16 protein-coding genes and 3 tRNA genes are annotated in these 18,778 nt (G+C 38.8%); 8 read left to right on the top strand and 11 right to left on the bottom strand.

The window, feature by feature from the left end; all coding sequences use genetic code 11:
• Positions 1 to 84 precede the first annotated feature (84 nt).
• On the bottom strand, positions 85 to 843 hold the full coding sequence (locus KTH84_RS06260) for a metallophosphoesterase family protein (protein WP_133972113.1): 759 nt from the start codon (positions 841 to 843) through the stop codon (positions 85 to 87).
• A complete protein-coding gene (locus KTH84_RS06255) occupies positions 824 to 1,762 on the bottom strand; it encodes a diacylglycerol/lipid kinase family protein (protein WP_202743092.1) in 939 nt (312 codons plus the stop codon). Before KTH84_RS06255 ends, KTH84_RS06260 begins: the two co-directional genes overlap by 20 nt.
• 392 nt (positions 1,763 to 2,154) lie before the next feature.
• On the opposite strand from KTH84_RS06255, the gene KTH84_RS06250 reads away from it, so the two are divergent.
• Positions 2,155 to 3,987: a phosphoenolpyruvate carboxykinase (GTP) gene (locus KTH84_RS06250; RefSeq protein ID WP_042898484.1), complete on the top strand. Its 1,833-nt coding sequence runs from the start codon at positions 2,155 to 2,157 to the stop codon at positions 3,985 to 3,987.
• A 41-nt stretch (positions 3,988 to 4,028) separates the two neighbouring features.
• Here the strand turns inward: KTH84_RS06250 and glpD are convergent, their stop codons facing one another.
• Positions 4,029 to 5,546 carry a glycerol-3-phosphate dehydrogenase gene (gene glpD / locus KTH84_RS06245; RefSeq protein WP_262472508.1) on the bottom strand — a complete coding sequence of 506 codons (1,518 nt, stop codon included), beginning with the start codon at positions 5,544 to 5,546 and terminating at the stop codon, positions 4,029 to 4,031.
• 150 nt (positions 5,547 to 5,696) lie between these two features.
• Positions 5,697 to 7,205 (bottom strand): glycerol kinase GlpK, encoded by a 1,509-nt coding sequence (glpK, locus tag KTH84_RS06240; protein WP_262472506.1) that lies wholly within the window; start codon positions 7,203 to 7,205, stop codon positions 5,697 to 5,699.
• A gap of 373 nt (positions 7,206 to 7,578) precedes the next feature.
• Here glpK and KTH84_RS06235 point away from each other — a divergent pair, with 373 nt between their 5' ends.
• Both KTH84_RS06235 and KTH84_RS06230 read left to right on the top strand, forming a co-directional pair.
• Positions 7,579 to 8,910 carry an MFS transporter gene (locus KTH84_RS06235; protein WP_262472505.1) on the top strand — a complete coding sequence of 444 codons (1,332 nt, stop codon included), beginning with the start codon at positions 7,579 to 7,581 and terminating at the stop codon, positions 8,908 to 8,910.
• A gap of 117 nt (positions 8,911 to 9,027) precedes the next feature.
• The gene (locus KTH84_RS06230) at positions 9,028 to 9,450 is read left to right on the top strand and encodes a hypothetical protein (protein WP_042898480.1); all 423 of its coding nucleotides are present in this window, start codon (positions 9,028 to 9,030) and stop codon (positions 9,448 to 9,450) included.
• 21 nt (positions 9,451 to 9,471) lie between these two features.
• Here the strand turns inward: KTH84_RS06230 and KTH84_RS06225 are convergent, their stop codons facing one another.
• Together KTH84_RS06225 and folD are read right to left on the bottom strand one after the other, a co-directional pair.
• Positions 9,472 to 10,140 (bottom strand): class I SAM-dependent methyltransferase, encoded by a 669-nt coding sequence (locus tag KTH84_RS06225; protein ID WP_262472779.1) that lies wholly within the window; start codon positions 10,138 to 10,140, stop codon positions 9,472 to 9,474.
• A gap of 268 nt (positions 10,141 to 10,408) precedes the next feature.
• Positions 10,409 to 11,257 (bottom strand): bifunctional methylenetetrahydrofolate dehydrogenase/methenyltetrahydrofolate cyclohydrolase FolD, encoded by an 849-nt coding sequence (gene folD / locus KTH84_RS06220; protein WP_042898479.1) that lies wholly within the window; start codon positions 11,255 to 11,257, stop codon positions 10,409 to 10,411.
• Positions 11,258 to 11,409: 152 nt separating this feature from the next.
• On the opposite strand from folD, the gene KTH84_RS06215 reads away from it, so the two are divergent.
• A tRNA-Cys gene (locus tag KTH84_RS06215) sits at positions 11,410 to 11,483 on the top strand.
• An 11-nt stretch (positions 11,484 to 11,494) separates the two neighbouring features.
• A tRNA-Leu gene (locus KTH84_RS06210) sits at positions 11,495 to 11,580 on the top strand.
• Between the two features lie 99 nt (positions 11,581 to 11,679).
• Here the strand turns inward: KTH84_RS06210 and KTH84_RS06205 are convergent.
• Positions 11,680 to 13,443 carry an alkaline phosphatase D family protein gene (locus KTH84_RS06205; protein WP_262472504.1) on the bottom strand — a complete coding sequence of 588 codons (1,764 nt, stop codon included), beginning with the start codon at positions 13,441 to 13,443 and terminating at the stop codon, positions 11,680 to 11,682.
• Between the two features lie 195 nt (positions 13,444 to 13,638).
• Between KTH84_RS06205 and KTH84_RS06200 the strand changes: the two genes are divergently transcribed.
• A tRNA-Leu gene (locus tag KTH84_RS06200) sits at positions 13,639 to 13,724 on the top strand.
• A 76-nt stretch (positions 13,725 to 13,800) separates the two neighbouring features.
• Positions 13,801 to 14,142: a hypothetical protein gene (locus KTH84_RS06195; protein ID WP_262472503.1), complete on the top strand. Its 342-nt coding sequence runs from the start codon at positions 13,801 to 13,803 to the stop codon at positions 14,140 to 14,142.
• Here the strand turns inward: KTH84_RS06195 and KTH84_RS06190 are convergent, their stop codons facing one another.
• From KTH84_RS06190 to rlmE, 4 genes are all read right to left on the bottom strand, one after another.
• Positions 14,143 to 14,457, bottom strand: a complete 315-nt coding sequence (locus KTH84_RS06190) for a DUF5713 family protein (RefSeq protein WP_003650079.1) — start codon at positions 14,455 to 14,457, stop codon at positions 14,143 to 14,145.
• Positions 14,458 to 14,589: 132 nt separating this feature from the next.
• A complete protein-coding gene (folP, locus tag KTH84_RS06185) occupies positions 14,590 to 15,441 on the bottom strand; it encodes a dihydropteroate synthase (protein WP_262472502.1) in 852 nt (283 codons plus the stop codon).
• 134 nt (positions 15,442 to 15,575) lie between these two features.
• Positions 15,576 to 17,471, bottom strand: coding sequence for an ATP-dependent zinc metalloprotease FtsH (ftsH, locus tag KTH84_RS06180; RefSeq protein ID WP_262472778.1), 1,896 nt, complete (start codon positions 17,469 to 17,471; stop codon positions 15,576 to 15,578).
• 133 nt (positions 17,472 to 17,604) lie between these two features.
• Entirely contained in the window at positions 17,605 to 18,255 is a 651-nt protein-coding gene (gene rlmE / locus KTH84_RS06175) for a 23S rRNA (uridine(2552)-2'-O)-methyltransferase RlmE (RefSeq protein ID WP_042898476.1), read from the bottom strand.
• A 199-nt stretch (positions 18,256 to 18,454) separates the two neighbouring features.
• Here rlmE and yhbY point away from each other — a divergent pair, with 199 nt between their 5' ends.
• The gene (gene yhbY / locus KTH84_RS06170; RefSeq protein ID WP_003650075.1) at positions 18,455 to 18,778 is read left to right on the top strand and encodes a ribosome assembly RNA-binding protein YhbY; all 324 of its coding nucleotides are present in this window, start codon (positions 18,455 to 18,457) and stop codon (positions 18,776 to 18,778) included.

Here is an 18,778-nt window from a genome sequence, read left to right as displayed (position 1 = left end):
ATAGAATTTAAAGCTTAGGAATTGTAATGGATAAAATTTTATCAATCTACTCTTAAATTAAGTGTCTTATATAATTTTTATAAATTAAATTAATTGAAAAATCTTTAAATCGTAATTAAACCAATAATGATCAATTTTCCCTTCATTTGAAATGACGTTAAAACTATTAGGAACATGATAATGCAAACGGCTAGATGTGGCTGTACCTGCGTGAATATCATAAATAGGATGATCTATTCCGAGATGATAAATCTGTGTTAAATCATATACAGCCGTTTTATGCAGATGCCCATGTAACATCCCAAATAGCCCTGTTGTACTCCATTTTTCTAAAGCCATTTTCCCTAATACGGGGCAATCTTTAATACCGTGCTCGTCATCAGGTGGAGTATAAAAAGGCTGATGAAAAACAACTAACTTAAGTTTATGAGCTGGTCCTTGTTCTAGCCGTTCATATGTATTCTGAATTTGCTCAATCGAAATATGACCACGAGTATGATAACGGCGGCGTATACTATTTACGCCAACAATATAAAAATGCTCAGTTTCTAATGTAGGCTCAAGCTGACCAAAAAAATACTGATATCGGGTAAACGGAGAAAAAAACCGGTTCCAGACATGATACAAAGGAATATCGTGATTCCCCGGTACAATAAGATAAGGAATATTAAGGCTATCTAAAAACTGTCGGCATTTAAAGAATTGTTCATATCGAGCACGTTGAGTAATATCACCGCTCACCACAATAACTTCAGGCTGTTGCTGAATACAGAAACTTTTTATTGCATCTAAACACTCTTCTTTTTCTGTCCCAAAGTGTAAATCAGACAGATGTAATAACATTTGGCACCATAATATTTAAAGCATTCTTCTCTACAGTGAAATTTAAAGGTGTTTTCATCTCTATTATTTCACCATCCAATGCAACTGTGAGTTTAGATTTTTTTGCACAATCTACAACAACATGATCTGCACAAAAGCTATATACATCTTGTGCATCTTCAACTTTGCCCTGAATCCATTGCCATAACATGTGTAATAAACTAAGCCTATCACTTTTCGTAATGACCACTCCAGCAACTCTCCCCTGTGCAGCACAATCAGCAATTCTTAATTTCATATCACATAGTTGCAATTGATTATTACCAAAGAAAATTAGTGGTGTTTTAACTGGATATTTATTTCCATCAACCGTGACGGAGAGTTTCATGGATTTATTTTCTCTTAATAAAACATCCAAAGCAGATGTATATGCATGTAAGGGTAATCTTCCTAAATATTGATTATAAAGCTCGCGTTTTTTTATAAATAATGGATAAAGACCTAAGCTCGCATTATTCAAATAAATATGATCATTAATTGCTGCCACATGTACTGATCTAGGTGTACCTGTAGCGATAACTTCAGCCGCTTCTAACACATCTAAAGGAATATCTAAAACTTTAGCGACATAGTTAAAAGTCCCTAAAGGTAAAATTCCCATAGGGATATTGGTATGTCGAAGTTTTGATGCAACTGCATTTAACGTCCCATCCCCACCAGCTGCAACAACAACGCCTAAATTTGCACTTTGACTATGCCGATGGATGACTTTATTCATCAAATCATCAAAGGTGACTTCCTCTGCTAATTCAAAAACTTGTATTTCAAAACCAAATTCGGTAAGTACAGTCATTAATTGTTCATACATATCTTCATGTTTTGAAGCATGAAAACCCGATTTCTGGTTATAGATGATAGAGAGAGGTTTTAAAGTCCGCATTTTTATTATCTTAGAGAGTATTTACCCTATATTTTGTATAGAAAATCGCCTAATAAAAGTCTCTTTATGTAAATTTCGAATGATGATCATTTGTTTAATCAATAATAATTCTCAAGAAAAATTTAAACATCAAGTCATTGATTTTAAAATAAATAAATAATATAAATAACACACATACAACATAAAAATGTAAAGAATAAAATACCCTAAAAAACAATAAACCAATGATTTTAATAAAGAAAAATTAAAAACTAAAATATCTATTTCTTATTCTTTAGTCTTATTTTTTTTATGATTTTATGCTTTAATACAGCCACTTTTTTATTTGATCTTTCATTGTACCTCAATGAATGACTTGTACATTGTTGTACATATTTTGAATAGGCCTCACCATGACCACAGTGAACGCACCAGAATTCGTTCGTCATCCTAAGCTTATCGCATGGGTTGAAGAAATTGCAAACTTAACCAAACCAGCAAAAATCGAATGGTGTGACGGAAGCGAAGAAGAGTATCAACGTCTAATCGACTTGATGATCGCTAACGGCACCATGCAGAAATTAAACCAAGAAAAACATCCTGGTTCTTATCTTGCAAATTCTGATCCATCTGATGTTGCGCGTGTTGAAGATCGTACCTACATTTGCTCTCAAAAGAAAGAAGATGCTGGTGCGACAAACAACTGGGAAGAACCAGCTGTTATGCGTGAAAAGTTAAATGGTTTGTTTGAAGGGTCAATGGAAGGTCGTACAATGTACGTTGTGCCTTTCTCTATGGGTCCACTTGGAAGCCATATTGCTCATATCGGCATTGAATTAACTGACTCTCCTTACGTTGCTGTTAGCATGCGCAAAATGGCACGTATGGGTAAAGCAGTTTATGACGTGTTAGGTACAGACGGCGAATTTATTCCTTGTATTCATACCGTAGGTGCTCCACTCACTGAAGGGCAAAAAGACGTTGCATGGCCTTGTAACCCTGAAAAATACATCGTTCATTACCCAGAAACTCGTGAAATCTGGTCTTACGGTTCTGGTTATGGCGGTAACGCATTACTTGGTAAAAAATGTTTAGCACTTCGTATCGCTTCTGTTATGGGACGCGAACAAGGTTGGTTAGCTGAACATATGCTTATTCTTGGTGTAACTAATCCACAAGGTGAAAAACACTATATCGCTGCAGCATTCCCATCTGCATGTGGTAAAACAAATTTCGCAATGCTAATTCCACCAGCAGGCTATGAAGGCTGGAAAATTGAGACTGTAGGTGACGATATTGCTTGGATCAAACCAGGTGAAGATGGTCGTCTATACGCGATCAATCCAGAAGCTGGCTTCTTTGGTGTTGCTCCTGGTACAAATACCAAAACTAACCCTAACTGTATGGCAACTCTTCACAAAGATGTTATCTATACAAACGTTGCGGTAACTAATGATGGTCAAGTATGGTGGGAAGGTCTTTCTAAAGAAGTTCCAACTAACTTAACTAACTGGAAAGGTCAACCTCACGTAAATGGTGAAAAAGCTGCTCATCCAAATGCACGCTTCACTGTTGCTGCTGGTCAATGCCCTTCTATCGATGCTGACTGGGAAAATCCAGCAGGCGTTCCGATTTCTGCATTTATCTTCGGTGGTCGCCGTGCAGATACGGTTCCTTTAGTATCTGAAGCTTTTGATTGGGTTGATGGCGTTTATAAAGCTGCAACTATGGGTTCAGAAACCACTGCTGCTGCTGTTGGTCAACAAGGTATCGTTCGTCGTGACCCATTCGCGATGCTTCCATTTGCTGGCTACAACATGGCTGACTACTTCGATCACTGGTTAAGCCTTGGTGAAGAAGTAAGTACAAAAGCTGAAGCTGCTGGTAATAAATTACCAAAAATCTTCAACGTAAACTGGTTCCGTCGTGATGCTGAAGGCAACTTCGTATGGCCTGGTTTCGGTCAAAACATGCGTGTTCTTGAGTGGATCATTGACCGTTGTGAAGGTCGTGCAAACGCTGTTGAAACACCAATTGGTCTTGTTCCAACTTACGATGACTTGAACTGGGAAGGTACTGATTTCTCTAAAGAAGAATTTGACCTTATCACAGCTCAAAATAAAGATCAGTGGGTTACTGAAATTGAAAGCCACACTGAATTATTCAATAAACTTGGTGAACGCTTACCAAAAGCATTAAAAGAACGTCAAACAGCTTTACTTGAAGCTGTAAAAACTGGCTTCTAATTGCTAAATATAAAAAAGGTCGCCATGTGCGGCCTTTTTTATTATGCGGCATCATCTTTTTGTCGACGTCCAGCCAAATAGCTTTCCAAATTTTTTACTTGTTTTTCATCAAATGCCAAACCTAGCTTAGTTCTACGCCACAATATATCTTCTGCCGTATTTGCCCATTCATTTTCACATAAATACTGAACTTCAGATTCAAATAAACCATGACCAAAATCTTGTCCTAACTGCTCAAGAGTTTTTTGCTCATGCAAAATATTCCAAACTCTAGAGCCATAGGCATTTGCCCAGCGCGTAGCAAGCTGCTCAGTTACCCCTTCCACTTGGTTTTGAATCCTTATAACTAAATCTTCAAGTGTGGTCCAATTCTCTGCACCAGGTAATACTTCATTTGCGGTCCACTCCTCTCCCATTTCTATGAAAAATGGGCTAAGTTGTTCCAGAGCTGATTCCGCTAATTTCCGGTAGGTCGTAATCTTTCCACCAAATACGGACAGCAAGGGAGTGGTTTTATCTTCCACTTGCAACGCCACAGTATAGTCACGAGTCACTGCTGAAGGATTATCTGACTCATCATCACATAACGCTCGGACTCCAGAGAACTGACTTACAATATCTGCGCGGGTGAGCTGCTTTTTAAAATGAGAATTTGTCACAGTTAAAAGGTAATCAATTTCTACTTCCGTAATCTCTACCTTTTGTGGATCATCCAAATATTCCTGATCTGTCGTACCTATTAATGTGTATTGTTCTAAATAAGGAATGGCAAACACGATACGTCGATCTTCGTTTTGCATAATAAAAGCTTTATGGCAATCATACAGTTTAGGCACAACAATATGACTTCCTTGTATAAGCCGAACTTGATATGGTGATTTTAACTGTAGGTTTTCGCTAACAATTTCTTCGACCCAAGGGCCTGCTGCATTCACTAAGGCTTTTGCACGTATTTGGTAAAATTCAGCCCCATTTTGTAATTCCAGATACCACAATTCTTGTTGTCTATAAGCCTTAACACATCGTGTCCGTGTTACAACTTTGGCGCCACTCTCTGTGGCTTGCAGTGCATTTAGCATGACAAGACGTGCATCATCCACAGTACAGTCAGAATATTCAAAACCACGGGTTATAGCTGGTTTTAAGGGGCTATCTTCTTTGAAATAAATGAGATTTGACCCTAATAATTTTTCTCTTTTCCCTAAATGATCATAAAAAAACAAGCCTGCTCTAATTAACCACGCAGGACGTAAATGTGGTCGATGAGGCATAATAAAACGCATTGGTTTAATAATATGAGGCGCTTTAGCCAACAAGACTTCACGCTCTGCTAAAGCTTCTCTAACCAACCTGAATTCTTTATGTTCTAAATAGCGTAAACCACCATGAATTAATTTGCTGCTCGCAGATGAAGTGTGACTAGCTAAATCGTCTTTTTCACATAAAAATACGGATAATCCGCGGCCTGCTGCATCATTAGCAATACCGACGCCATTAATACCGCCACCAATCACGGCAATATCATATATTTTTGAATAATCATTAGCTTGTACTGTCATTTCTCATTTTCTTTTTATTGTTTATGTTATTAAAAATTAAAACATCAAATTGATGAAACAACAATCAAAAAAGCAGAATAATCAATTTTAAATAGCTACTAGGTTAGCTCTTTATTGATTACTCTGCTCTTTAATTAATTCAAGAAGACATCAATCCTCTGTCCAGTTTTGACTACGCTGAACTGCCTTCAACCACCCCTTATACATTACTTCAGTTTCTTCAAGGCTCATACGTGGTTCGAAAACTTTCTCTATCGCAGACTTATTCCTTAATTCATTCAAATCTAGCCAGAAACCTGTTGCCAATCCAGCAAGAAACGCAGCCCCTAAAGCCGTTGTTTCTTTCATGGTTGGTCTTTCAACTGGCGTTGCTAAAATATCAGCCTGAAATTGCATTAAGAAGTTATTCGCAGTTACGCCACCATCAACTCTTAATGTACGTAATTCTTCTTCTGCATCTTGCTGCATCGCATCAAGTACATCTCTTGTCTGGTAAGCAATTGACTCTAAAGTTGCACGAATAATATGTTCTATACTCGCTCCACGTGTGAGACCAAAAATCGCCCCACGGGCGGTCGGGTCCCAATATGGCGCACCCAATCCTGTAAAGGCAGGTACAACATATACGCCATTACTGTCCTTTACACGTGTTGCGTAAAGCTCCGAGTCTTTAGCATTCTTAATCACTTTCAGCTCATCACGAAGCCACTGAACACAAGAACCACCATTAAATACGGCGCCCTCTAAAGCATAGTTCACTTCACCGTTTGCACCACACGCAATTGTGGTCAGTAATCCATGCTCTGATCTGACAGCTTTTTTCCCCGTATTCATTAACAGGAAGCAGCCTGTACCATAAGTGTTTTTTGCTTGTCCCGGTTCTACACACATTTGCCCAAAAAGAGCAGCTTGTTGATCACCGGCAATACCTGCAATTGGAATTCCGACTTCCTGACCACTAATTGTATGGGTATAACCATAAACTTCTGAAGAGCTACGGACCTCAGGCAAGATTGCTTTAGGAATATCTAAAGCTTGTAAAAGTGATTCATCCCACTCTAGCTTTTCAATATCAAATAACATAGTGCGTGATGCATTGGTAAAGTCAGTTACATGTGCGGCGCCATTGGTCAGTTTCCAGATTAGCCATGTGTCAACCGTACCAAATAGTAGCTCTCCCCGTTCGGCACGTTCACGACTTCCCTCTACATGGTCCAAAATCCATTTGATTTTGGTAGCAGAAAAATACGGGTCAATCACTAAACCTGTGACTTTACGAACATGGTCTTGCCAACCTGCCTTTTGTAATTGATTGCATATTTCTGTAGTTTGGCGGCTTTGCCAGACAATGGCATTGTAAATAGGTTTTCCTGTTTTTTTATCCCATATGATGGTGGTTTCTCGCTGATTTGTAATACCTATTGCAGCAACTTGCTCACTTTTAATTCCAGCCTGTGCCAATGCTTCTACCCACACTGCACTTTGTGTTGCCCAGATCTCCATGGGGTCATGTTCCACCCAACCTGGTTGAGGATAAATCTGGGTAAATTCTTTTTGAGCAATACTTACAACATTTGCATCGTGATCTAAAACTATTGCTCTCGAGCTAGTCGTTCCCTGATCAAAAGCAACAATATATTTTTTCGGGCAGTTTGACATCTGAATGTCCCTTTCTATATTTACACATATACATCTAGTTCATGTCACCAAGGGAACCATGCCTAACTGTATTCTTTAAAATTTTCTTTGGAATATATCATTGATTTTAACGAATATATGTATTTTACGTTAATCCACCTCTTTTCGTTGCCGATTTTCTATCAAACTTAAAGTTCACTCAAGATATTGGCAAAGTTTTGCTGCTAAAAATATTGATTGTCTAATTTAAAATCACATGAATATTCAATATATTTCTTTGCTTAAATAATAAACATTGTTTTACAGACATAAAAAAAATAAAGTGGAATACTCCTCTAGATAACTATGTAAAACGGAATAATTTTTTCTCTTTAATATTCAACCCAAGCGAAACATGGAGCGACCCATGGTTGATCAACCTTCTACCGCAACAACTCCACAAAGTCATTTAGATACAAAAACCCGCGTAAAATCAATTTTAGGTGGGTCTGCCGGTAACCTCGTCGAATGGTATGACTGGTATGTATATGCTGCATTTACACTCTATTTTGCTCATGCCTTTTTCCCCAAAGGTAGCCAAACTGCACAACTACTTCAAGCTGCCGCCATTTTTGCTGTAGGTTTCTTAATGCGCCCAATCGGTGCATGGATTATGGGGATTTATTCAGACCGTAAAGGCCGTAAATCCGGACTTACACTTTCTGTCACGTTAATGTGTGTAGGTTCACTTCTTATTGCAGTAACACCAAGTTATGAAAGTATTGGTGTATTTGCCCCGCTTTTATTAGTCGTCGCTCGTTTAATTCAAGGTTTAAGTGTAGGCGGTGAATATGGTGCAAGCGCCACCTATTTAAGTGAAATGGCTGAAAGAAATCGACGTGGTTTTTTCTCAAGCTTCCAATATGTAACCTTAATTGCAGGACAACTGACAGCTTTATGTGTTCTTTTAATCTTACAAATGGTATTAACCGAACAACAGTTGCATGATTGGGGATGGCGCATTCCATTCTTTATTGGCGCTTTACTTGCAATTGTTGTGTTCCGTATTCGTCGTGGCTTATTAGAAACACAATCTTTTAAAAATGCTCAAGCTGAAACAGACCAACCAAAATCAGGTATGTTTGCCTTATTCAAGCATTATCCTAAAGAAGCTTTTACAGTATTGTTCTTAACAGCCGGTGGTACTTTAGCTTTTTATACTTACACTACTTATCTACAAAAATATTTAGTAAATACATCAGGTTTTACCAAACCGGAAGCAACCCAAATCACCACTCTAGCGCTGTTCATTTTTATGTGTTTACAACCAGTAGCCGGCGCTTTATCAGACCGAATCGGGCGTAAACCACTTATGATTGCCTTTGGTGTGACTGGGGTTTTATTCACATATATTTTATTTAATGCCCTTGCCACCACACATAACTATTGGACTGCTTTCTGGTTATGCTTGGCAGGCTTAGTCATGGTAACAGGTTATACTTCAATTAATGCCGTGGTTAAAGCTGAACTCTTTCCTGCGCATATTCGGGCTTTAGGGGTAGCGTTACCCTACGCGATTGCCAATACCTTGTTTGGCGGCACAGCAGAGTTCTTTGCTTTAAGTTTTAAAGAAGCTGGACATGAATCTTGGTACTTTATTTATGTCAGTATTATGATCTTCATTTCACTTATTATTTATATTTTTATGAAAGATACCAAGCATCATTCAAAAATTAAAGAACATTAATATTTTAGCAATAAGAGCTAATATCGCCAGTCGATGTTAGCTTAAATCGTGCGATTAAGCCCCAACAATCGTTGTGTTTTATGAGATACTAGAGATAAGAATATAAGGATGATACTGATGAATAGAAGTATTTTATGTTTGGCATTAAGCAGCATGTTTATTTTAAGTGCTTGTCAGACCACCCCTCGACAATATAATGGCTCAACTGGCTATCAAATTGAAAACCAAACAAAAACTTCGGCAACTTTAGCTTATACATTGGCTAGCCGCACTAATCAGCAGTTAGATGAACGTAAATTACAACGTGCTTGTCAAAATGTATTAGGTGCTCAAAAAGTTTATAAATTATCAGTTCTAAGCATTAATGAGATTTCAAACCCTGCTCAACAAGAACATTATGGTGTTCAATTGGGGGAAACTCGTGCCTCATTTGGTTTATCTAATACGCCAAGTTTAAATAATGGCGAAGATTATGCGACTCGCCAAGCGCTTGAAGCACGTCCAAGTACGCTAAAAGTCGTTCGTTATACCTGTTCATAATATAAATAAGACGCTGTTCTTTTACAGCGTCTTATAAAAACTTACATTTCTAAATTCTTTAGCTTCATCAAGGTCTGGCCATGTTGATGCACTTCTTTCATCAATCTTTTGATATTTAGGATGGCTAAAGTTTTTAACACGGCTATCTGCGACCCAGACCTCTGGCGCAAATTTCAAGAACTCATCTAAAAAGAAACGATTACATTGGTCATACAACACATCAGCAGCCAATAAAATATCAACTTGCTCTGCTTTATATAAATCGTCCAGATATTCCAGTTCAATATCATTTAACAAAGCATTTTCACGGCAAGCTGCAAGACTAATTTGATCAATATCACAACAAATTACTCTTTTAGCACCAGCCATTTTTGCTGCAATTGCAACCACACCTGAGCCTGCACCAAAATCTAGTACGACTTTATCTTTGACATGATGTGGCTCTGCAAGCAACCACTGCGCCATTGCTAAACCAGATGCCCAACAAAAAATCCAGTACGGCGTGTCATTCCAGATTCGGCGAATCACCTCATCATCTAAGCGATCAGTTGGAAAAACTGGTGGAATCAACCATAAAGAAATAAGCGTTTCAGGCAACTGTTGTGCCATTAACTCACAATGAGGGATCACTTCATGCAAGGCTTGAAGTAAATGTTCAGGGGCTTTGGTCAATTGAAAGGTGCAGCTCATCAGAGTTCTTTTAATTCGTTTATATAACAAGCATAACAGAGTCATTCCATTATGATTTAAATTTTTAGAATAACCTTCTGTTAAACCTGAGAAGCCCTGCTTCGCAAGGCTTTCGGGAAAAGTAGGCAAAACCATGTCATCCGCAAAACTCGACAAATACTATCTACACTCGATAGCATCGCAGAAATATTAAATTTTAATGTAATCCTGCCTCAAACAATTGCGGATGACGGTTACGCGTATCAATAACTGCCTAGCGTTAATTAAATTAACCTAAAGCTTTTTCAGCAGCTTCTACAGTTTGACGAATCAAAGTTGTAATTGTCATTGGACCTACACCACCTGGTACTGGTGTATAGGCAGAAGCAATTTCTTCGATACCTTGTAGTTGGATGTCGCCTACACCACCGCCATCACGAGGATGGAAACCAGCATCGACAACCACTGCACCTTGTTTAATCCAGTCTTTTTGAATAAGTTCAGCTTTACCCACAGCACCAACAATAATATCGGCCTGTTTCACAAGCTCAGGTAGATTCTGAGTACGTGAATGGCAAATCGTTACCGTTGCATTAGCTTGCAAAAGCATCATTGCCATTGGTTTACCTAAAATTGCTGAACGACCAACCACAACTGCGTGTTTGCCAGCAATTTCAATATTGTTTTCTTTTAAAATGGTCATAATGCCTGCTGGAGTCGCTGAACCATATGCAGCTTCACCCATTGCCATACGCCCAAAGCCGAGGCAAGTTACGCCATCTACATCTTTAGCTAACGAAATCGCATCAAAACATGCGCGTTCATCAATCTGTTCAGGTACTGGATGCTGTAAAAGGATACCGTGTACATCTGGATTGGCATTAAGCTTTTCAATTTCTGCTAATAATTGTTCTGTTGTTGTTTCTTGTGATAATTCAATTTTCAAAGAGTCCATGCCTACTCGACGGCAAGCATTTCCTTTCATGCGCACATAAGTTGCAGATGCGCCATCATCCCCAACCAAAATAGTCGCTAAAATCGGGGTACGACCTGTTTTAGCTTTTAAAGCTTCAACACGTACCGACAAATTTTCTTCAATTTGCTTTGCTAATGCACGACCGTCTAAAACCAATGCCACAGCACATCTCCAAGGTAGACATGAATTCAATGTGCCAATAATACATGATTATTTGGACAATTTTATTCTAGATGTTGCTTTTATGTTCATCTTCTCTAAAAACAGTATTGTTTTTTCTGTAAAGGTTGCTAATATGTGCATCACCAAATGTAGGCGGGGTGGCAGAGTGGTCATGCAGCGGACTGCAACTCCGTGGACGCCGGTTCGATTCCGACCTCCGCCTCCAAATTTGGTAAAGCCCGGGTGGTGAAATAGGTAGACACAGGGGATTTAAAATCCCCCGCCCACAAAGCGTGCCGGTTCGAGTCCGGCCCCGGGCACCATTTTCTAATACTGAAAGTGGTGCAATAAAAAATCCAGCGTAAGCTGGTTTTTTTATGTCTATAAAAAAGGGTACTTATTAGCACCCCTCTCCCGTCTATTTAAGCAGTTTTTTGCTTATCTTTTTCAGGCGTCAAATTCATATCTAACACCAATTGATATTGCCTACTTGTATCTAATTTATATTCTGCATTTTTAATTGAATCTACAAATATCCAGTCCGACTGCACCCGCTTATCATCTAGTGTAACCACCAAATAGCCACGCTGGTTTAAATTACAATAAGCTAACTCATCAATAAGCGTAGTAAAAGCAAATTCAAATTGTTGTAATTGAGCCATTGGAATACTTAAATATTTTTCTAGCCCTGGCGAAGAAACGGAACTCGTTGCTAGTTCAACACCTACATATTGACCTTTTTGACTATACAAATAAGATGCCCAAGCATTATGAGTATCGCCTGCCAGAACAATAACTTTCTTATTCAAACTAGCTAAGTTTTCATATACGGTTTCACGTTCAGCATAATAACCATCCCAAGCATCAAGATTATATGGCACTACTGTTGTGACTCGTGTCTTTTCCTGAACAGTTAAAGTTGGATCGCCCTGTTCCAATCGTAATTTCAAGGTGACTAGCTCTGTAATTTGAGCATTCATTTTAGCCAAGATTTCAGCCGAAGCTCCACCCGAAGTAATTTGTCCTAAAGACAACAATAACTCGGCAGGAATCCACATTTTACTCATTAGAACTTGCTGACCAATCACATTCCATGTTGCTGTAGATTGCTTCAATCTATCAATCAACCAATCCCTTTGTGTATAACCCATTAAAGTACGCTTTGGATCCGTTAAGTCAGCCTGAAACTTTTGAGCATCCAAACCAACAGCTGTCATATAATCAGCATATTCAAGCTGTTTATCACGCGCAATAATACGTGTATCCAACATCGTCAACTCAACCAGTGAGCCAAAATTAAACTGTCGATAAATATTTAAATGATCTGTGCTAGAAACTGGGCGAATAGGCATCCATTCAAAATAAGCTTGTAGAGCAGCTAATTTACGATCAGAAAAAGACCCTTCATCACTTTCATGATTTTCGGCCCCATCACGCCAAGTATCATTTGCTAACTCATGATCATCCCAAATTACAATAAAAGGATGACGCTGGTGAGCTACCTGCAAATCTTTGTCCTGACGATAAAGTGCATAACGTTTGCGATAATCCTCTAGTTTTATAATTTCTTTATTATTATCTGTTGGTAAGGTTCGACCAAGTTTTTCTGCATCTTCCGCCGCATAACCATCTGCCCCATACTCATAAATATAATCACCTAAATGAATAATGACATCAACATTCTGCTTTGCCATTTCACGGTAAACATAAAAGTAACCAGCGGGATAATTCGAACAAGAACATACGGCAAAACTAACTTTATTGGTGCTTATTGGTAGTGTTTTAGTTTGACCGACAGATGAAATTTTATTACCAAAACGGAAACGATAATAATAAATGGTATTCGCCTGTAGTCCTGCTGCATCCACCTTCACCGTGAAGTCGTCAGTCTTGGTCGTTTCAACCATCCCCGTCTTTAAATTCTGCTTAAACTGGTTATCAGTGGCAATTTCCCACATAACTTTAAGGCGCGCACTAAGATCTACTGGTGTTAATCGCGTCCATAAAATCACTTTATCCTGCAAAGGGTCGCCGCTCGCAACTCCATGTAAAAAATCTGCTTGTGCCTCTGTACTTTCATCGTCTGAGCCATCATTACAACCCGTAAAAGCTACAGGCAAAGACAATGCCCCAAAACCGAATAGACTTTTTTGAATTAATTCTCGGCGTGAAATTTTCTCTGACATACAACTACCTAAGTTTTAAGCAATGAGTGCCTTAAACTTAAGTAGATAAGATGAACAACTGATCTCAATTTGATGAAGAAATTATGACTTAAGTAGATCTTATTTTTAAATACATGTACGAACTGATTGAAAATAAAGCAAACTATCTGATTTTCTCTTGCCAATCTCTGTCTTGTCATCTATTATTGCGCACATGCCCGGGTGGTGAAATAGGTAGACACAGGGGATTTAAAATCCCCCGCCCACAAAGCGTGCCGGTTCGAGTCCGGCCCCGGGCACCATTTTCTAATACTGAATTTGGTGTTACAAAGAATCCAGCGTAAGCTGGTTTTTTTATGCCTAATTAAAATGAATTTTATGATAAGAATATTATTATTTCTGTGTAGTATCCTTTCTATATCCAAGGTTTACGCTACAGATCTTTTTTCTGGCACTATTTCTTTCAAAGATGACAACTGGTACTTTTCACGCTGCTCTATTACCAAAGATGATTACTTAATTAAAGCACCTGAGCAGATCATAGATAAATTCAAAGCATTACAACAAGAACGAGAACCCTATTGGATCAGTTTATTAGCAGATGCCGATTATCAAGAGAATGGTGTTTTAGTGTTAAAAATTAAAGAAATAAACGAAATTCATTCAAAGGCATCTTGTCATTTATTAGATGCATTTGAAAATATTGAGAATCGAGAGTAATCACCACTCTCGATTCACAACCAGCTCTTCCATCTCAAGATCTAAATATCCTGCACCCTGCGCCACCATCATCATTGCCTCAGCAATATAGTCAGCAGCACTATCATCTAGTGAAGAATCCAGATCTTCGAACTGTGGTTTCATTTCATTAATTTCAATAACAGTTTGATGAGCATATCGATAGATATCCTGATCAGCTAAAGCAGACTTTTGAACTTTTTTGGCAAATTGTTCAATTAACTGCTTGAGTTCAGCGACTAAAATATCTGGATAATACTCATCATCAAACATTGGGAGAAGTAAGTCTTCGAACATACAAAAGTTTACACAGCAGCAGAAACCTGCCGCTTATAACATATTTTCAAAATAATAACGACAATTTTCCCTGACTCAATCATCCAATCTATGAAATTAATTAATTATGATTTGTTTATAAAAGCTTATTTTTCAAGCTTGTTCCATCGCTTTCCAAACGAGAATTGCATCATGCATGGCTTTTACATCATGTGCACGAACAATGGATGCTCCTTGCTGAATACTAAGCAAATGCCCCGTAGCGCTTCCTACTGCACGCTGATCTGCTGCTGCACCCTGTAAAGCTTCACCAATAAAACGTTTACGAGAAAGACCCGATAAAATTGGATAACCCATATCATTAAGCTTCCAAAACTCTTTTAATAGTTTTAAATTCTGCTGAGCATTTTTTGCAAAACCAAATCCCGGATCAATAATAATATTATGCTTTTTTACACCCGCAGTTAAAGCCTCATTAATGCGCTGCTGAAGCTCTTGCATCACATCCAATGTAACATCCGTATACTGATCTAGCTGATTCATTGTGGTGGGCTCACCACGCATATGCATGATCACCACAGGTATATCTAACTCTGCTGCGGTTTTTAATGCATCTGGTCGAGTAAGCGCACGTACATCATTCCAAATATGCGCACCCGCTTCTTTCGCTGCACGGATAACATCTGGCTGACTTGTATCAATCGAAAGAACCACATCATATTTAGACAAAGCTTCAACTACAGGAACAACTCGTCGTACCTCTTCTTCTACACTTACTTCTGATGCACCTGGTCGAGTAGATTCCCCGCCAACATCTATAATTGTGGCGCCTTGTTCAATCATATTTAATGCATACGCCACAGCTTGATCTAACTTATTATGCTTTCCACCATCACTAAAAGAGTCTGGAGTGACATTTAAAATACCCATAATGTGAGGGTGTGATAAATCCAACTGAAGCTGTCCACATTGTAAAATTTGCTTAGGTAAAGGCATTAACTGCATGACAAGCTCCAATTTAATATTCGGCAACATTTTAACAAGTCTCTGCTCGATATACTGCTGATTTCTTTTCGGCTTTGCCTGAAATACACGTATAAAAAAAGAGCCACATGACTGTGGCTCTTTTTTTTAATTATTTAGTTCATTGCTGGCAATGGTGGTGGTGTAGATGGACCATCTTTTGGTGGTTCAAATGCAGCCACTGGATTTTCAGCAACATAGACCTTAGGTGGTTGTGGTTCACGACCTTCCATAATGTCACGAATTTGATCACGATCAATGGTTTCCCACTCCATCAAAGCTTTTACCATTGCATGTGCAATATCTTTATTACCTTCTAAGATATTACGCGCAACTTTATATTGCTCATCAAGAATACGGCGTACTTCTTCATCAACCAACTGTTGAGTTGCTTCAGAGATGGTACGATTACCTACATTTCCAAAGAAACCATTCTGGTTTTCGTCTTCGTAAACCATTACGCCCATTTTGTCAGACATACCGTACTTAGTAACCATTGCACGCGCCATTTTAGTAGCTCGCTCAAAGTCATTTGAAGCACCAGTAGATTGCTGTTGGATAAACACTTCCTCAGCAATACGACCACCAAACAAAATCGCAATTTCGTTTAGCATCTTGTCTTTATAATGGCTAATCTGGTCTTGTTCAGGTAACTGCCAAGTTACACCCAAAGCCCAACCACGCGGCATGATTGTTACTTTATGAACAGGATCTGTACCAGGCAAAATCTCTGCAACAATTGCATGACCAGCTTCATGATAAGCAGTAGCACGACGCTCTTCTTCACGTAGAACCATCGACTTACGTTCTGGACCCATGTAGATTTTGTCTTTTGCATCTTCAAAGTCATGCATGTCAACAGTATTCTTATTACGACGTGCAGCAAATAATGCAGCTTCGTTAACAAGGTTTGCCAACTGCGCACCAGAGAAACCTGGTGTACCACGCGCTAAGACTTGCATATCCACACCCGTGACTGAAGGTAACTTTTTCAAATGTACATTTAGAATTTGCTCACGACCACGAATATCAGGTAAACCAACCATGACTTGACGGTCAAAACGACCCGGACGCAATAATGCTTTATCAAGCACATCAGCACGGTTAGTTGCAGCAATAACAATTACGCCTTCATTACCTTCAAAACCGTCCATTTCTACAAGCATTTGGTTTAAGGTTTGTTCACGCTCATCATGACCACCACCTGTACCTGAACCACGGTGACGACCCACTGCATCAATCTCATCAATAAAGATGATACATGGCGCGTGACGCTTCGCTTGCTCAAACATATCACGGACACGGGACGCGCCCACCCCCACGAACATTTCTACAAAGTCAGAACCTGAAATGCTGAAGAAAGGAACCTTGGCTTCACCAGCAATTGCTTTAGCTAATAACGTTTTACCAGTACCCGGAGGGCCAACCATAAGTACGCCACGAGGAATAGTAGCGCCCAAACGTTTGAATTTTGCAGGGTCTTTTAAGAAATCTACAATTTCAACAACTTCTTGTTTTGCTTCATCACAGCCGGCGACATCAGAAAAATTGAGTTTAATCTGGTCTTCAGAAAGCATTTTTGCCTTTGATTTACCAAAACTCATCGGTCCATTCTTTCCGCCTGCACCACCACCCATGTTACGCATAAAGAACATGAATAACAAAATGATTAACAGTACAGGGAAACTAGCAATGAGAAGTTGCATCAAAATGCCTTGACGTTGCGGAGCTGTTCCCTCTACAACAACATTTTGTTTATTTAAGCTTGGCATAAGCTCAGTGTCTTCAACTTGCGGACGAACAGTTTCAAACTGTGATCCGTTAGTTTTTTCACCATTAATATTTAAACCGTCAATTGTGACTTGCTTAATTTGACCACTATTCACCGCTGCAACAAAATCTGAATATTTCATCGCAGTAGGCTTATTGCGGTCACTGATATTACTGAAAATTAAAATCAGAACACCAAGTATTATTAGCCACAATACGGCATTCTTGAAGTAATCGCTCAAAGCTTTATTCCCATATCGATCTAATTTGATCATGCCCAATCTTGGCCGATCGTCATAAAAGCAGCAACTGTATTGCTTGCGGATAACCTAAAAGTACAAAATGCACAATTTTTAGGAGCTTGGCAAGTAAACTTTATCGCAATGCTTTCTTACGCCCTTGTCCAATCAAAAAAACCTCTTTAGACCGCGCCCGAGAAGCTGCTGGTTTTGCTGTCTTTAACACATCAAAACTATCAACTACTTGTTTACGAAACTCATCGAATCCTGTGCCCTGGAACACTTTAACAACAAACTGTCCATGAGGAGCCAGAACCTTTTGAGCAAAATCTAAAGCCAGTTCACATAAGTAAATCTGTCTAGGTTGATCAACGGCCCTATTACCTGATGTATTGGGGGCCATATCAGAAATTACAATGTCTACTTGTCGCCCATTTAAAATATTTAACAATTTTTCAAATACATCTTCTTCTCTAAAATCGCCTTGTAAAAAAGTGACATCAGGCAAAGCATCCATGGGTAAAATATCGGAAGCAATCACTAAACCTTTGCTACCAACGAGTTTCCCAGCGATTTGAGACCAACTACCAGGAGCTGCACCTAAATCCACTACAGTCATGCCTGGCTTGATCAACTTATATTTTTCTTGAATTTCAAGAAGTTTATAGGCTGCTCGAGCACGATATCCTTCCTTTTGTGCTTTTTTTACAAAAGGATCGTCTAGATGTTCCCTCATCCATACACGACTACTTTTCGACAATTTCTGGTTTGTAATGCGTGTTGCCATAACTCACTAAATATCAAAAAAACTTCTGATCGTTCATTGTACGTGAAAATTACTCTCATTACAGTACGGATGTAGCGTAATCTCACTAAGTTTTACAGTTTTTTTCCAATAATGTTGATCGATTATTTATACAGTTTTTCGTACATCTGGATTTAAGTTTTTTGCTATACTAAGCCGTTTTTAAAATCAGGTATTTTTAATGGCCGCTTTATCTATCCATGAACGTAAACGTTTACGTCAAATTGGTCATGTGCTTAATCCGGTTGTCATGATTGGTGGACAAGGCTTAACAGACGCAGTAATCGAAGAAACACTTCGTGCTTTAAATGACCACGAGCTTATTAAAGTTAAGATTGCTGGTGAAGACCGTGAAGCGCGTACTGCAACAATTGATGCAATTGTAGAAGCAACAGGTGCTCAAGCTGTACAAAAAATTGGTAAAATTGTTTTGCTTTACAAAAAGGCAGCTAAACAAAACCAACATTTGTCTAATCTTGTTCGTCACGCTCACCTAGCAAACTAA

This window comes from Acinetobacter sp. WU_MDCI_Abxb74, assembly GCF_025513915.1.
Classification (GTDB): domain Bacteria; phylum Pseudomonadota; class Gammaproteobacteria; order Pseudomonadales; family Moraxellaceae; genus Acinetobacter; species Acinetobacter calcoaceticus_C.
This window is presented reverse-complemented; position numbering and strand designations above follow the sequence as displayed.

Bases quoted from the DNA above. Each gene is read 5' to 3' on its own strand.
- KTH84_RS06260 (WP_133972113.1), bottom strand. From the start codon at position 843: ATGTTATTACATCTGTCTGATTTACACTTTGGGACAGAAAAAGAAGAG.
- KTH84_RS06255 (WP_202743092.1), bottom strand. From the start codon at position 1,762: ATGCGGACTTTAAAACCTCTCTCTATCATCTATAACCAGAAATCGGGT.
- KTH84_RS06250 (WP_042898484.1), top strand. From the start codon at position 2,155: ATGACCACAGTGAACGCACCAGAATTCGTTCGTCATCCTAAGCTTATC.
- glpD (WP_262472508.1), bottom strand. From the start codon at position 5,546: ATGACAGTACAAGCTAATGATTATTCAAAAATATATGATATTGCCGTG.
- glpK (WP_262472506.1), bottom strand. From the start codon at position 7,205: ATGTCAAACTGCCCGAAAAAATATATTGTTGCTTTTGATCAGGGAACG.
- KTH84_RS06235 (WP_262472505.1), top strand. From the start codon at position 7,579: ATGGAGCGACCCATGGTTGATCAACCTTCTACCGCAACAACTCCACAA.
- KTH84_RS06230 (WP_042898480.1), top strand. From the start codon at position 9,028: ATGAATAGAAGTATTTTATGTTTGGCATTAAGCAGCATGTTTATTTTA.
- KTH84_RS06225 (WP_262472779.1), bottom strand. From the start codon at position 10,140: ATGAGCTGCACCTTTCAATTGACCAAAGCCCCTGAACATTTACTTCAA.
- KTH84_RS06205 (WP_262472504.1), bottom strand. From the start codon at position 13,443: ATGTCAGAGAAAATTTCACGCCGAGAATTAATTCAAAAAAGTCTATTC.
- KTH84_RS06195 (WP_262472503.1), top strand. From the start codon at position 13,801: ATGATAAGAATATTATTATTTCTGTGTAGTATCCTTTCTATATCCAAG.
- KTH84_RS06190 (WP_003650079.1), bottom strand. From the start codon at position 14,457: ATGTTCGAAGACTTACTTCTCCCAATGTTTGATGATGAGTATTATCCA.
- folP (WP_262472502.1), bottom strand. From the start codon at position 15,441: ATGCAGTTAATGCCTTTACCTAAGCAAATTTTACAATGTGGACAGCTT.
- rlmE (WP_042898476.1), bottom strand. From the start codon at position 18,255: ATGGCAACACGCATTACAAACCAGAAATTGTCGAAAAGTAGTCGTGTA.
- yhbY (WP_003650075.1), top strand. From the start codon at position 18,455: ATGGCCGCTTTATCTATCCATGAACGTAAACGTTTACGTCAAATTGGT.